The organism is Streptococcus sp. Marseille-Q5855, from assembly GCF_946901985.1.
Lineage (GTDB): Bacteria > Bacillota > Bacilli > Lactobacillales > Streptococcaceae > Streptococcus.
In genome coordinates this window covers 263,281-277,167 of sequence record NZ_CAMPPR010000006.1, presented here as the reverse complement: position 1 = coordinate 277,167, position 13,887 = coordinate 263,281, and the positions used below count along the sequence as shown (strand labels likewise).

At 31.5% G+C, this 13,887-nt stretch carries 13 protein-coding genes and 3 pseudogenes; 13 read left to right on the top strand and 3 right to left on the bottom strand.

Annotated features, from left to right (window positions below; all coding sequences use genetic code 11):
• Positions 1–669 precede the first annotated feature (669 nt).
• From OC529_RS07795 to OC529_RS11780, 11 genes and pseudogenes are all read left to right on the top strand, one after another.
• Positions 670–1,146 (top strand): PTS system mannose/fructose/N-acetylgalactosamine-transporter subunit IIB, encoded by a 477-nt coding sequence (locus OC529_RS07795; RefSeq protein WP_000117808.1) that lies wholly within the window; start codon positions 670–672, stop codon positions 1,144–1,146.
• An 11-nt stretch (positions 1,147–1,157) separates the two neighbouring features.
• Positions 1,158–1,958, top strand: coding sequence for a PTS mannose/fructose/sorbose/N-acetylgalactosamine transporter subunit IIC (locus tag OC529_RS07790; RefSeq protein ID WP_000452055.1), 801 nt, complete (start codon positions 1,158–1,160; stop codon positions 1,956–1,958).
• Complete coding sequence (locus tag OC529_RS07785) at positions 1,951–2,763, top strand: PTS system mannose/fructose/sorbose family transporter subunit IID (protein WP_218764829.1); 813 nt, start codon at positions 1,951–1,953, stop codon at positions 2,761–2,763. Before OC529_RS07790 ends, OC529_RS07785 begins: the two co-directional genes overlap by 8 nt.
• Before the next feature lie 11 nt (positions 2,764–2,774).
• A complete protein-coding gene (locus OC529_RS07780; protein ID WP_050242554.1) occupies positions 2,775–3,191 on the top strand; it encodes a PTS sugar transporter subunit IIA in 417 nt (138 codons plus the stop codon).
• Entirely contained in the window at positions 3,191–4,876 is a 1,686-nt protein-coding gene (locus tag OC529_RS07775; RefSeq protein ID WP_262081893.1) for a glycoside hydrolase family 13 protein, read from the top strand. Before OC529_RS07780 ends, OC529_RS07775 begins: the two co-directional genes overlap by 1 nt.
• Before the next feature lie 382 nt (positions 4,877–5,258).
• Entirely contained in the window at positions 5,259–6,020 is a 762-nt protein-coding gene (locus tag OC529_RS07770; RefSeq protein ID WP_172931949.1) for a MurR/RpiR family transcriptional regulator, read from the top strand.
• 164 nt (positions 6,021–6,184) lie between these two features.
• Entirely contained in the window at positions 6,185–6,361 is a 177-nt protein-coding gene (locus tag OC529_RS07765) for a hypothetical protein (RefSeq protein ID WP_262081892.1), read from the top strand.
• Positions 6,361–6,696, top strand: a pseudogene (locus OC529_RS11835) (cell filamentation protein Fic); the annotation flags it as partial. The gene OC529_RS07765 and the pseudogene OC529_RS11835, both read left to right, overlap by 1 nt.
• Before the next feature lie 60 nt (positions 6,697–6,756).
• Positions 6,757–7,233, top strand: coding sequence for a type II toxin-antitoxin system antitoxin PezA (pezA, locus tag OC529_RS07755; RefSeq protein ID WP_025171938.1), 477 nt, complete (start codon positions 6,757–6,759; stop codon positions 7,231–7,233).
• Complete coding sequence (pezT, locus tag OC529_RS07750) at positions 7,233–7,994, top strand: type II toxin-antitoxin system toxin PezT (RefSeq protein WP_112444310.1); 762 nt, start codon at positions 7,233–7,235, stop codon at positions 7,992–7,994. Before pezA ends, pezT begins: the two co-directional genes overlap by 1 nt.
• 58 nt (positions 7,995–8,052) lie before the next feature.
• A pseudogene (locus tag OC529_RS11780) lies at positions 8,053–8,192 on the top strand (ATP-dependent Clp protease ATP-binding subunit); the annotation flags it as partial.
• A 20-nt stretch (positions 8,193–8,212) separates the two neighbouring features.
• On the opposite strand, the pseudogene OC529_RS07745 reads toward OC529_RS11780, so the two are convergent.
• The 3 genes and pseudogenes from OC529_RS07745 to OC529_RS07735 all read right to left on the bottom strand — a co-directional run.
• A pseudogene (locus tag OC529_RS07745) lies at positions 8,213–8,336 on the bottom strand (site-specific integrase); the annotation flags it as partial.
• Between the two features lie 321 nt (positions 8,337–8,657).
• Positions 8,658–10,196: a response regulator gene (locus tag OC529_RS07740; protein WP_224218677.1), complete on the bottom strand. Its 1,539-nt coding sequence runs from the start codon at positions 10,194–10,196 to the stop codon at positions 8,658–8,660.
• Positions 10,177–11,847 carry a sensor histidine kinase gene (locus tag OC529_RS07735; RefSeq protein ID WP_077804316.1) on the bottom strand — a complete coding sequence of 557 codons (1,671 nt, stop codon included), beginning with the start codon at positions 11,845–11,847 and terminating at the stop codon, positions 10,177–10,179. The genes OC529_RS07740 and OC529_RS07735 overlap by 20 nt, the downstream gene beginning before the upstream one ends.
• A gap of 202 nt (positions 11,848–12,049) precedes the next feature.
• Between OC529_RS07735 and OC529_RS07730 the strand changes: the two genes are divergently transcribed.
• Both OC529_RS07730 and OC529_RS07725 read left to right on the top strand, forming a co-directional pair.
• The gene (locus OC529_RS07730) at positions 12,050–12,967 is read left to right on the top strand and encodes an ABC transporter permease (RefSeq protein WP_000861543.1); all 918 of its coding nucleotides are present in this window, start codon (positions 12,050–12,052) and stop codon (positions 12,965–12,967) included.
• A 17-nt stretch (positions 12,968–12,984) separates the two neighbouring features.
• Positions 12,985–13,881 (top strand): carbohydrate ABC transporter permease, encoded by an 897-nt coding sequence (locus OC529_RS07725; RefSeq protein ID WP_001267167.1) that lies wholly within the window; start codon positions 12,985–12,987, stop codon positions 13,879–13,881.
• Positions 13,882–13,887: the final 6 nt, after the last annotated feature.

Sequence of the window (13,887 nt, the reverse complement as noted above, 5' to 3'; positions counted from 1 at the left end):
GACATGAAGTAGCTGTGCGTTTGTTGTTAAACTATTACATCAACTTTGTGATACAGTAGTTCGCATTTTTCGCCTACTTTTTATGATTATGATAAGTTAACCACCAATAGCCATTGGATATAAATTAGAAATGATTATGTTCTCATTTCGGGAAAATGCCCCTGGAGGTTAGTTCTATCAGCCAAATCAAGATTATAATTATCCTTAATAAAACTCTAAGGCTTTTATTCCATCCTTTGGCAATTTGGGCTTCTAGCCTCGGTGCAAACCACCCGTTAGATGGGTGTTATGATTTAAAAATGTCCTAAATTTTTTTGATTAACTAAAATTATTTTATAAAATAGTTTGTTAGACGATTTTATCTTGAATACTAATAATCAAAGCAAACCACCCGTTAGATGGGTGTTATGATTTAAAAATGTCCTAAATTTTTTTGATTAACTAAAATTATTTTATAAAATAGTTTGTTAGACGATTTTATCTTGAATACTAATAATCAAATGAAAGAAAAAGATAGCAGATACATAAATTTCTTATGCCGGGAAATTTCTCACTAATTTGCTACTTATCCCAACTTTTCAATACATCTCCCGAAATGCTTATAACATCTTGTGTTAAGCGTTTTCGTGTTTTATAATTCTATCATAACTTAAAAAAAGGAGAAGCTATATGTCAGTAGTATTAGCGAGAATTGATCAACGCATGATTCATGGTATTGTGGTAACACAATGGGCGGGGGCTACAAAGGCCAAAAGGTTGATGGTAGTAGATAATGAAGTAAGTAAGGACGAAGTCCAAAAGGCTGCTATGAGGATGAGTAAACCTGCAGGAACTGGAATGTCAATTATTGATACAGATACTGCGATTACAAATTTTGCAGATGGCAAGTATGATAATCATAATGTTTTACTAATTGTTCGAGAACCTGAAACATTGGTGGCATTAGTTGAAGGTGGAGTAAAGATACCAAAGGTCAACGTTGGAATAATGTTTGATGGTGAAGGGAAAAAAACAGTTAAGAAGATGGTCTCTGTCAATGAAAAAGAAGTTGCTGATTTGAAAAGATTAAAAACACTTGGTGTTGATGTAACATTCCATTTTGTTCCTTCTGATCCAGAGGAAAATTTAGAAAAGTATATTAAATAGGAGATGATACTATGGAAGTGATTCAAGGTTTACTTATTATTTTATTGTCGTTTTGGGTAGTACTAGATCAACAAGGATTGGTACTAAGTACTTGGTTTCCTATAATGGTTTCATTATTTGTTGGAATTATTATGGGAGATATGAAAACAGCAATGATTATTGGTGGAACATTCCAATTGATGGCGTTAGGTGTTGCAAATATTGGTGGTTCATCAGTACCAAACTGGGGTCTTGCAGCATTAGTAGGTGGTTTTATTGCGATTAAAACAACAAGTAATGTAGAGTCTGCAAAAGCTGTAGCTTTAGCAGTGGGAGTTCCTGTTGGAATGCTTGGTATTCAGTTGGATGTTTTAGCAAAAATACTTAATACATATGTAACGCACGCAGCTCAGAAGGCAGCTAATGAGAAAAAGTTTGCTAAGATGAATCGAATTTTTTGGATTGGACCGGTTATTTTTGGTTTATCAACCGCAATTCCGACAGCTCTTTGTGTCATTTTTGGAGATAAAATTGTAAATGTAATTTTGAATAGTGTACCAGAATGGTTCACTAATGGTTTATCTATTGCAGGTAGTATCCTACCTGTTGTCGGAATCGCGATTCTATTACAAGTTATGCCTACTAAAAAATATTTAAGCATGCTTATTGTTGGCTTTATCTTTGCAGCATATTTGAATTTACCAATTTTAGGAATTTCTCTTGCTGGTTTTGCCATTGCATATTACTATTTTACTATGAATAAAAATGTATCAACTGTTGTCTCTTCAACAGTTGCCGGAGCTGAAGAATTTGGAGATGATTTTGATGAATGATGTACAACAAAAAATAACAAAAAAAGATATTCGTAATGCCGCGTTCAGATATATGTTTATGGCATGTAACACTTTTAATTATGAGAATCAACAGGGACCAGCAGTTGTTTATGGATTAAATAAAGTTTTAAGAAAAATCTATCCAAATGATGATGAATATGTTGCATCATTGAATAATCATTTTAAGTATTTTAATACTACTACTTGGATGGCTAATATCTTATTAGGTGCAAGTATAGCAATGGAAGAAAAAGATGGTGTTGAATCTTTAGATACGGTACAAAATTTTAAAACTGGTATGATGGGACCACTTGCTGGTGTAGGTGATACCTTAATTTGGGTATTATATCCAACAATCATGGGCTCAATTGCAGCATATATGGGATTAGAAGGGAATCCAATTGGTGCAATAATTTGGTTAGTTTTGAATGTTTTCTTCCTATTTTTCCGATTTAAATTATTTGATATCGGATATGATTCTGGTTTGAAGTTGATAACCGGATTAGGTGAAAAATTAAATATTTTTACTGAATCTGCTTCAATTATGGGTTTAACGGTTGTTGGAGCTTTAATCCCATCTGTAGTTAAATTGAAGATTTCGACAGTATTTACTACAGGAGATGTTAAGCTAGTAATTCAAGACGATATTCTTGATAAAATCATGCCAGCGCTATTACCTGCAGTGATGACTTATTTAGTTTACAAATTGTTAGCGAATAAGAAGTTATCCGTAATTCAAATTATTTTTGGAATTATTATTCTATCTTTAATTCTGTCTTACTTTGGCATTTTATCAGTTAATTAAAAGGAGAAAATATGACAAAAGTTATTATTGCAAGTCATCATCATCTTGCAACTGGGATGAAGGATACTATAGAGTACTTAATCCCATCTATTGGAAAAATTGATGTAATTGCAGCCTATATTAATAATGAGCCAATTGAAGACGAAATTTCAAAACTTTTAGAAAGTTATCCCGTTGACGAAAAAGTTCTGATTTTTACAGATTTGCTTGGTGGATCGGTGAACCAAACTTTTATTAGGTATATGAGCAAAAGAAATTTGTTTCTTGTAACAGGGATGAATTTACCAATTATTATGACGCTTTTGTTATCTATTGAAAGCGAAGATTTATCTGAAGATTTAATTAGAAAGTCTATTGATGAAGCAAAGAATCAATTACTTTTTGTGAATGATATATATAATCAAGTGACTGATGAGGATGATGAGTGATGGCAGATGCTTGGTGGAAAAATAGTATTGTTTATCAAATTTATCCTCAAAGTTTTAAGGATTCAAATGGAGATGGTGTAGGAGACTTGAATGGAATAAAAGAAAAATTACCGTATCTCCATAAGTTAGGAATTGATGTTATTTGGCTTAATCCTATCTATGAATCACCATTGGTGGATAATGGATACGATATCAGTGATTATGAAAGAATCCTATCAATTTATGGGACAATGGAAGATTTTCAAGAATTATTAGCAGAAGCTCATAAATTAGAAATAAAGATTATTCTTGACTTGGTTGTGAATCATACCAGTGATAAGCATTCATGGTTTATTGAATCTAGAAAAAATAAAAATAATCCATATTCTGATTACTATATTTGGAAAGATCCTAAGCCAGATGGTAGCGAACCTAATAATTGGGGTTCCACTTTTGGTGGATCTGCATGGGAGTATGTCCCAGAACGAAATCAATATTATTTACATTGTTTTGCCAAGGAACAGCCAGATTTAAATTGGGAAAATCCAACGGTACGTCAAGAAATTCAAAAAATGATGACCAAATGGTTTGATTTAGGAATTGATGGTTTCAGGATGGATGTCATTACATTGATAAGTAAAAGGCAGGACTATCCTGACGCACCGGATGGAGTTCCATACACTAAATCTTATTATGTAGGAGCTTCAAATGGCCCACGAGTTCATGAGTTTTTACATGAACTAAATCAGGAAGTTCTAAGCCGATATAATGTAATGACAGTTGGTGAAGCTCCAAATACAAACAGTGATCAAGCTTTGCAGTATACTCTGCCCGAAAATGAAGAATTGAATATGGTGTTTCATTTTGATCACATGCACTTGGATTATGGTAGATATGGTAAGTTCTCAGATATACGCTTTAAAGTAAGTGATTTAAAATCAGTTTTAACAGAGTGGCAATTGAAGTTAGAAAAAGGGTGGAATTCACTATACTGGAGTAATCACGATCAACCAAGAGCTGTCACTCGATTTGGTGATGATGGTGAATTTAGGGTACAGTCAGCAAAGATGTTAGCTACCTTATTGCATATGATGAAGGGAACTCCGTATGTTTTTCAAGGTGAAGAGTTGGGGATGAAGAATGTTCATTTTGATTCTGTAGAGAATTACAAAGATATCGAGACTAAATATTTTTATGAACTTATGAAGGAAAATGGTGAATCTTCATCTTATATAAATAATTCAATTTATTTAAAATCTAGAGATAATGCGAGAACACCGTTCCCATGGAATGGAAATAAAGAAGAAGGATATGGTTTTTCAAGTGGAAACCCTTGGATACAGTATTCTCCAGACAATTCTTCTATAAATGCAGAAGCCTGTCTTGAAGATTCAAACTCAATTTTTTATTATTATCAAAAATTAATCAGCTTGAGGCGTGATTACCCAATTATAATTCATGGGAAGTATGAATTGATAAACGAAGAAGATAGTGATGTCTTTAGTTATGTACGGGAATATAATAAACAAATTTTATTAATTGTGTGTTCATTCTCTAAACAACCTACTACCTCGCAAGTGCCATCGAAACTGATTGGCCGTCAAGTAAAACATTTAATTGGAAATTATGAATCAGAACTTAAACAGCTTCCAAAATTTTTTGAATTGAAACCTTTTGAGGCTCAAGTTTTCTTAATAGAACAATAAAGATTTTTGCAAAACTTTGAATAGAACCTATTTGTCGAGTATAGTGAGAGCTAATACTATTAAGTTTAAATACTAGAGCAAAATTCAATTGAAATAGGGAATTTATAAAATCTATTCATGAGGAAACGTATGATATCAAATTTTTCTAAACTTGATATTGTGCGTTTTTTGATTTTGTTTCTTCTACTAACTTATTTATTGAAGCCTAATTCAATCAAATATGAGTTCGGATGTATATAATCTATGAAGAAGATGTTTTATCTTTAATTCTATGTTTGTTTATGATAGAATTAAATTGTTTTATAGGATTTTCAAATGGATATGCACTTTTAATAACAACACCGATTTTGAAAATAATGATGTAAATAAAAAGGATGAAAAAATGAATTTTGAACAGCATGTTGAAGTTAACTATGATAGTTTAACAATGAGTGAAAAAGAGATGTTGCAGTTCATTGTTCAACATAAAGAATTAATTGTATCCAAAACGATAGTAGAAGTAGGAGAACTTTTATTAACTTCAAAAAGCACAGTTTTGAGATTAGCGAAGAAGATTGGTTTTAGAGGTTTTACAGATATGAGATATTCGATTCAAGATTCAATCTCTAAAACAAAATCAGTGGATAAAATAGACTTGTTATCTCAATTACAAATGGATATACAGAAAACATTTCGATTTGCTACAGAATTAGATTTTTTGCCCATTTTAAAAAAAATTTATGAAGCTTCCCAAGTAATATTGTATGCCACTGGTTTCACTCAAAACAATTTTACGAAAGAGTTGTCAAATGAATTATTCTTAAGTCATCGTCCAAATTATCTTGTTTCAGGGGAAACGAATTTTTCCATGCTAGCTGATAATTTGAATAAAGATGATTTAGTGATAATTACATCATTGAGTGGAAATACTAAAGGGATACAAACAACTATAAATAAATTAAATGCAAAGGGAGTTACTATTATTGGTGTAACGGAGTTTAGCGATAATTTTCTAAAGAATAATTCAACGTATCAATTGTTTTATGAAATTAGTAGAATAGACGAAAATCCAGACCTTGATAGTCGCTCTATGTCTTGCTTATATATAGTATTAATGATTCTGGCAAGAAAGTATAGAGAATTTGTAAATAAGTTAGGTGATTAAAGCTGATCATTCCTGATGTTTTTTATAGCTTAAAATAAAATTATGATTAACCTAAAAAATTTTAAAACGTTTTTAAAATGACTAAAATGATTATAGTACATTAGTTAAAAATGAAAAAGAAATTACATAGAAACATGGTATAATGTAACTAAAGGAGGTAGCATATGTCCTTAGATATAGATAAAGAAAAGATGACAATCATGGGAGTAGCTTTTGAAAACCGCTCCGTTTTTAAGAGTGTTTGGTATGCTTTAAGTACAAATATGATTGAAGGATGGCGACCTACGGTTAGCGATGTTGAAAAATTACGAGATGAAGCTCTTGATCTGGGGATGGCTTAATGAAGCGTAAATGTTATGATTCTTATGACTATATTGATCCGAATAATTTATATACCTATCCAGATTCTTCAGTTCTAAGAAATAAGCAGGAAGAACGAGATGAGCAAAAAGCACGCGATCTTGAATATCGTATGGTTGCTAGTAAGAGTTTGAAATTATTTATCAATCCTATCCCAGTTTATAGTGTAAAAGATATATTGAAAATTCATCAATTTTTGTTTGAAGATATGTATCACTGGGCAGGTGAATTTAGAAAAGTCAATATTTCAAAAAGTGGTAATGCTTTTATGCCGATTCAGTCTTTCGATACAGCAATAAAGTTTTTTATAACGCACCAAAAATGGTGCGTTTCTATTTTTTTTGCTATAATAGAAATAAATAAAAGGAGGACTCTCATGATTGGAGAAAATATAAAAACATTACGTAAAACACATGATCTCACCCAACCTGAATTCGCAAAGATTATTGGCATCTCTCGAAATAGCCTGAGTCGTTATGAGAATGGGACAAGTTCAGTTTCGACAGAATTAGTAGATCGTATCTGCAAAAAATTTAATGTTTCCTATATCGATATCGTAGGGGAGGAAAAAATGCTCACACCAGTAGAAGATTATCAGTTAACATTAAAAATAGAATTGATAAAGGAAAGAGGAGCAAATATCTTAGCGCAACTTTATCGTTTTCAAGATGAACAAGGAATTAAATTTGATGATAGTTCTAATCCTTGGGTTCTAATGAGCGATGATCTTTCTGATTTGATTAACACGAAGATTTATCTTGTTGCAACTTTTGAGGATGTAGAGCGATATAATGGCTATTTGGATGGCATTGAACGTGTGCTAGAACAAGCTAGTCATCTAGTGGTGGCTTAATGAAATTAGATAAATTTAGCCAGGATGACTTTATTAAAGCCTCTAATCGACTCATTCGTTCTTTAACTCGTGGAAAAACAACTTCATCTCAGCCTAAGGCTATTTTGCTTGGTGGACAGAGTGGTGCTGGTAAGACAACGATTCATCGTATTAAACAAAGGGAATTTCAAGGAAATATTATTATCATTGATGGAGATAGTTATCGCTCTTTTCATCCGAACTACCTTGGTCTACAGGAAAAGTATGGTAAAGATAGTGTGGATTATACCAAAGTATTTGCAGGCCAAATGGTTGAATATCTTGTAGATGAATTGAGTAAACAAGGTTATCATTTATTAATCGAAGGTACCTTGAGAACGACCGAAGTTCCTCGTAAAACAGCACAATTATTGACAGCTAGAGGCTATCAAGTCTCACTTGCACTGATTGCGACTAAGCCAGAATTGTCCTATCTCAGTACTTTGATACGTTATGAGGAGCTCTACGCTATAGATCCTAGTCAAGCTAGAGCGACTCCTAAAACACACCATGATGGAATTGTAGGACATTTGGTTGGTAACTTACGGGAGTTGGAAAAGGAAGAACTTTTTAGACAAATTCAAATTTATCAAAGAGATCAATCGTGTGTTTATGATTCGCAAGTAGATCAAACCTCAGCAGCAGAAGTTCTACAAGAATGCCTCTTTGGAAAATGGAACACGGTGGAAGAAGAGATGTTGAAGATAGGACAGGAAAGGTTGAGGGAGTTAGGTGATAATTGATATGTGATGCAGGGGTAATTTATTTCGATGAATCGACAGTAATAGTTTTTTTATAGAAGCTAAATATTTATTGTCCAGGGGAACAAATATTGTATTGATTGATGACTTTGATAAAGTAAATACTGCTTTATACAATGTTAGTATCAAATGTTTGATAAGGGAAAGTTGGAAGATATAAATTACTTGGTAGATGTTTCCATAGGGTAAAATTCACACCATTACTTTTTAAGATTGCGATAAGCAATATCTCCAACTGTCATAGGAACTACATTAGAAGTATTGACATAAATTTGAGTTTGTACCTGTATGTCGCAGTTTATGAGGTGTAGCATGTGCTAGTTCATATCTTTATTGTTTTTCCCAAGAGCTAAGAAGTTGAAGTAAATCATTAGAAATAGAGAAAAATAGGATAGCAAAAGCTCTATTTCAGGAGAAAATGAAGGAAATATTTCCATAATAAAACGCATACTATCAAGTTTTTTTGATAGTATGCGTTTTATTCTAGAAATATTTACTGGCTGTTTTTCTCAAACTGACTTTTTAAGAAGTTACCTTATCAGCAATTTCAAATAAGTTTATGGAGCTATCTTTGGAAAAACTGTAGAATTTCAAAGATTACTACAGACCTTGAATTTTACTTATCATTTCAATGATTTAGATTACTTACATTTTGTTTTGATAAGTTTTACGGTAATCTCCAGGAGAAAGTCCAGTTCTTTGTTTAAAAATTTTAGTAAAGTAAGAATAATTATCATACCCTACTTGACAAGATACTTGTGATATTGAGATATTTGTTTGAGATAGGAGAGATTTAGCAGCATTAATGCGTTTATCCGTTATATATTTAACAAGAGTTTCTCCAGTTTCTTTTTTAAAAATTCTAGCTAAATGATCTGCACTGAGATAAACCATATCTGCTAATATAGAACGATTTATATCCTCATAGTAGTGATGATCTATGTATTCGACAATACGTTGAATACTATTTTTCTGGTTTTCAATGTTTGTTGCAAATTTCTTAGCATGTGACCAATAATAATCAAAGTAATCCTGGAAAGATTCAATTGAATGAAAGCGTCGTTGGAATAGGAAATCATGAGTGCTGTTTTGGAATAATTTATGAGCTGAAATTCCATTTTGATCTAGATATATTCCTATTTGTTGAGTCCAATCTAGTAAAATTTGTTGTAGTGTGAAAGTAGGAATTTGAGAATTATAGGCAAGTGAATTAATTTTTTCTCTTAATTCGTATTCACTTAAGCTATCTAAAAAAGTAATTGAAAGAGTTTCTGTTTTAAAGGAAGTTGGAAAACTATGTGGAACACATGTAATAGTATTCCAATAAGAAACATATTGTTCATTATAAGTGTAGAGTTCTTTGGTATGAAATAAAATATCGGATATTTTATGGCAACTCTTATATATAATATTTGAGTATTTACTAAAGTTATTAGAAATTTGAGAATGAATCTCATATGCCAATTTGTCACTACGTTTGGATGAGTCTACTCTAAAGAGACAAACATATTGATCAACCTGGCTTTCCATCTTGAATAGACTTATCAGCTTATAAGAAGGTTGTGAAATTCTTTGAAGTTCTCTTTTTAGTTGAGAAGTCCATGATGGAGTTTCTGCAGAATAATCTTCTTCATTAAGATTGATTGTTAAAACTGCAAGAAAAAAATACTGGTGTTTTTGAAGAATAAAATCTTGTTTGCTTGCTATATTTTCTAGCTCATCAATGCGAGAAATTTGAGGTTTTCTAAGGTAATCATACCAGAAGTTATCTTCTATTTGTAAAAGTGCATCATTTTTTCCGTTTAAGTTATGATTCTCAATTTTACTAATGGCTTTTTGAATAATAAATTCTAATTTTTCAAAGTTAATGGGTTTTAGATAGTATTCAAAGCTTTGCAATTCAATTGCTTTTTGAGCATAGTTGAAGTCGGCGTAATTAGTTAAAAAAATTGTTTTTATATCATATTTTTCATTTCTAATCCAAGATAAGAGTTCGAGGCCACTGCCTTGAGGCATTTCTATATCGCTTATCATGAGATCAATAGGATGCTCTCTAATAATATTTTGAGCTTGAGTGAGGCTATAGGCAACATAAACAGTGTCAATGTGTAGTTTAGCCCAATTTATTTTCTCTCGTAAAGCTTCAATGATAAAGCGATCGTCATCAACTAATAAGATGTTCATTATAACCTCCGTCGATAATCTTGTATGGAATAAGTAAAAGAATTTTAGCCCCACCTTCTTCATTATTTTCAAATGCAATACTATAGTCATTAGGATAGAGAAGATTTAAACGTTCGATGGTGTTTGTGATCCCAATATGATGTCCATCTTCTGTTATTAGAGACTGTTTCTGATTTAGTTTTGATAAAATTTCTTCAGAGAAACCTGGACCATTATCCTCGATACAAATCTGAATATAATCTGAGTTCTCAGTTTTTACTTTTTTTATCGATAGCAAAATTGTAAATAAATCCTGAAATGAAAAACCGTGTTTGATTGTGTTTTCAATAAATGTTTGTAACAGTAATGATGGGACAAGAGTATTTTGTAGGTCATCATTGTAGTTTAGTGAAAAGTAGATGCTATTTCCATATCGAATTCGTTGTATTTCTAAATAATCTTTAATATGCTGAACTTCATCTTTGAGTTCTGAAAAATCTTGATTAGCCATAAATAAATGACGGAGATAATTTGAAGTTAGGATAGTTAACTCTTCAATTTCCTTATAGTTTTTTGTTTGAAGCATACTATGAATCATTGATAACATATTTAAGTAGAAATGCGGTCGAATTTGATTTTTAAGATAATTAAGTTCAATCTTCTTAAGTTCTAGTTGTGAATGGTATTCTCGTATTTTTAATTCTTGCATGTCAAATATTACTTTATTAAGTTTATCATTTGCCTTATCAATTTCTAGTATACCTTCAGATATAAAAAATTCAGAAGGGGGGATGGAGTCCCCAAGTTGAGAGAGCCGTTCAGTGAGTCTTGTTATCGGTTTAATCATCCACTGACGAATATACAGGATAATGATGATTGATAAAATGGTGATAATAATAGGAACGGCTGACAAAAATACTTCTAAGAGTGTGATATTTCTAAAGACTTCGGCATAATCGACTAAAACATAAATATCGAAAGGTAAATGCGTTTTTTCATTTTGAGCATGAATTAGGTAGTTTTCGGAGGGGATATTGTTAGGCTCTTTTAGGGAAAGTTTACCATTATTTCCAATATTGAGTTTTCTTAGAGGTTTTAGGATATCTTCTGAAGATATGACGGCATAAATGATTTTTCCTTCGTAATGAACAGATTTAACTAAGTATTCGCTGTTTTTAGTAGTTACATTTTTCCATTTACGGTCACTTATATCACTACGCAAGGATTTTAGATTTGATTTTAACAGTAGATAATCTTCATATGGAATATAAAGATTGGAGACATTTATAAAATGATCAGTACTATCGGTTTCTAATAAGAATGTCATATGAGTTTCATTTTGATATTCAAACTCTGTAAAGCTAGTTTGAACTTTTTTGAGATTTTCTTGATAGTCAAGAAACGTTTGTACATGATTTAATTTCTCTAAAGATTCATTATGCGTTATTGTTGAGTACATAAAGCGTTCTACAGAATGCAATTTCTCATTAACAGAGTCAGCATAAATTTCAATTGAACTACGCAAGTGTACTATATTTTGGTTTTTAATAAAATTTCTGGTTATGTTACTCATAGCAATATTGATTAAAATATTTATCAATAGTAGTACAAGTAGGAGTTTAAAGAAAAAATGAATGGAATGTTTTTTTGATAAGTCGTGATTTAATTTCATATACTATTCTCCTATTAAAATTATAGCACTTTGAAAATATGATATCATGTAACAAAACAGATATGTTTTATCAAGATGTCGGAAAAGTAATAGTTTTTGAAATTAAAAAACTGAAAAATTGATAAACCTAGTCCAAAAAGTTCTATTAAGGGAATTCTATATGGTGTAAAATAATCGTAGAAAATCAGATGGGAGGAAAAACATGAAAGTAGCATCTCAACTTCATAAAATAAAATTAAAGCATAGTATTCCGTTATATATATTACTTTTTCCTTCAATATTGCTATTAATTTTATTTTCCTATATTCCCATGTTGGGACTAATTATTGCATTTAAAGACTATTCACCAGCCAATGGTATCTTTGCTAGTCAGTGGGTAGGATTTAAGTACTTTACTCAATTTTTCTCATCATTCCAATTCGGGACAACTATGTTCAATACATTAAAAATTTCACTTTATAGTATTGTAGTAGGATTCCCCTTACCTATTATACTAGCTATAATCAGTAATCAGTTAAGAGTTGGGAAATTTAGAAAAATATTTCAAGTGACAACCTACTTACCCCATTTTATCTCTACAATGGTTATGTGTGGGATGATTATCTTATTTTTATCTCCTACTAGTGGTTTGTTAGCGAATGTATTTAAGTCTGTTGGAATTACTATTCCAGATCTTTTATCAAAACCTAGTCATTTTGCAGGTGTTTATGTTTGGAGCGATGTATGGCAACATATTGGTTGGGATAGTATTATTTATCTAGCAGCGCTTTCTGCAATTGATCCTACATATTATGAGGCTGCAACTATGGATGGTGCCTCTAGGTTACAAAAAATTCGGCATATAGAATTACCATTACTTTTGCCTACTGCTATGATTTTACTAATATTAAGAGCAGGTAGTTTATTAAGTGTAGGGTTTGAGAAAGTGTTACTATTACAGAATCCTCTTAATTTAGCAGGAAGTGAGATAATTTCGACCTATGTTTATAAAGTTGGTATGGTGAACTTTCAGTATAGTTATTCGACAGCTATAGGGTTATTTAACACGGTAGTCAATCTAATAATTTTGTTATCTGTTAACTGGTTCTCAAAAAGATATACTAGAACGGGTCTTTTTTAAAGGAAGGAGTGCTTAAAGTGAGATGGTTTCATAAATCAAGAAAAACAAACTCTGAATTATTATTTGATATAGTTACCTATGGTTTAGCAATTTTCCTTATCCTGTTAATTGTTTATCCGTTATGGTTTGTAGTGATTGCATCTTTTAGCAATCCTTCAGATGTTGCAAATGGGAAGGTATGGTTTATTCCTAGAGAATGGAAATTAGATGGATATTTACGTCTTATTCAACAACCTTTATTTTTGCGTAGCTATCTAAATACCATTTTATATACTGTTGTTGGTACCTTAGTTGCTTTAGTAGTCAATATTCCAGCTGGTTATGCTTTATCTAGAAAAGAATTAGTTGGTAGAAAGTGGATGAGCATTCTATACATTATTCCTATGTTCGTATCAGGTGGCTTGATTCCTACCTACTTAACAGTAAAGAATGTAGGCTTGATTGATACATTTTGGGTAATGGTAATACCTTTTGCAGTTTCATCATACAATATTATTGTTGCTAGAACTTTCTTTAATAATAGTATTCCAGACGGAATGTGGGAGGCTGCACAAATTGATGGATGTGGTACAATTCGTTATTTTATTAAGATAGTCGTTCCTTTATCAAAAGCTATTATAGCAGTTATTGGACTTTGGACTGCAGTTGGTATTTGGAATTCGTGGTTTAATGCTTTAATTTATTTAACGAATGAAAATTTACAACCATTGCAATTAATTTTACGACGTTTACTAATTAGTAACCAAATGTTACAATCGCAAGCAACAGGAGAAGTGGCATCAGATCTTCGTATCAAGGCCGATATGATGAAATATGCAGCAATTGTTATTTCAACCGCTCCGATTATGTTGTTGTATCCCTTTGTTCAAAAATATTTTAATCAAGGCGTAATGATTGGCGCGTTGAAAGAATAGGAGAAA

Excerpts from the sequence above, each read along its gene's own strand:
- OC529_RS07770 (WP_172931949.1), top strand. The coding sequence starts at position 5,259 with ATGAATTTTGAACAGCATGTTGAAGTTAACTATGATAGTTTAACAATG.
- OC529_RS07795 (WP_000117808.1), top strand. The coding sequence starts at position 670 with ATGTCAGTAGTATTAGCGAGAATTGATCAACGCATGATTCATGGTATT.
- OC529_RS07735 (WP_077804316.1), bottom strand. The coding sequence starts at position 11,847 with ATGAAATTAAATCACGACTTATCAAAAAAACATTCCATTCATTTTTTC.
- OC529_RS07765 (WP_262081892.1), top strand. The coding sequence starts at position 6,185 with ATGTCCTTAGATATAGATAAAGAAAAGATGACAATCATGGGAGTAGCT.
- OC529_RS07740 (WP_224218677.1), bottom strand. The coding sequence starts at position 10,196 with ATGAACATCTTATTAGTTGATGACGATCGCTTTATCATTGAAGCTTTA.
- OC529_RS07730 (WP_000861543.1), top strand. The coding sequence starts at position 12,050 with ATGAAAGTAGCATCTCAACTTCATAAAATAAAATTAAAGCATAGTATT.
- pezA (WP_025171938.1), top strand. The coding sequence starts at position 6,757 with ATGATTGGAGAAAATATAAAAACATTACGTAAAACACATGATCTCACC.
- pezT (WP_112444310.1), top strand. The coding sequence starts at position 7,233 with ATGAAATTAGATAAATTTAGCCAGGATGACTTTATTAAAGCCTCTAAT.
- OC529_RS07785 (WP_218764829.1), top strand. The coding sequence starts at position 1,951 with ATGAATGATGTACAACAAAAAATAACAAAAAAAGATATTCGTAATGCC.
- OC529_RS07775 (WP_262081893.1), top strand. The coding sequence starts at position 3,191 with ATGGCAGATGCTTGGTGGAAAAATAGTATTGTTTATCAAATTTATCCT.
- OC529_RS07780 (WP_050242554.1), top strand. The coding sequence starts at position 2,775 with ATGACAAAAGTTATTATTGCAAGTCATCATCATCTTGCAACTGGGATG.
- OC529_RS07790 (WP_000452055.1), top strand. The coding sequence starts at position 1,158 with ATGGAAGTGATTCAAGGTTTACTTATTATTTTATTGTCGTTTTGGGTA.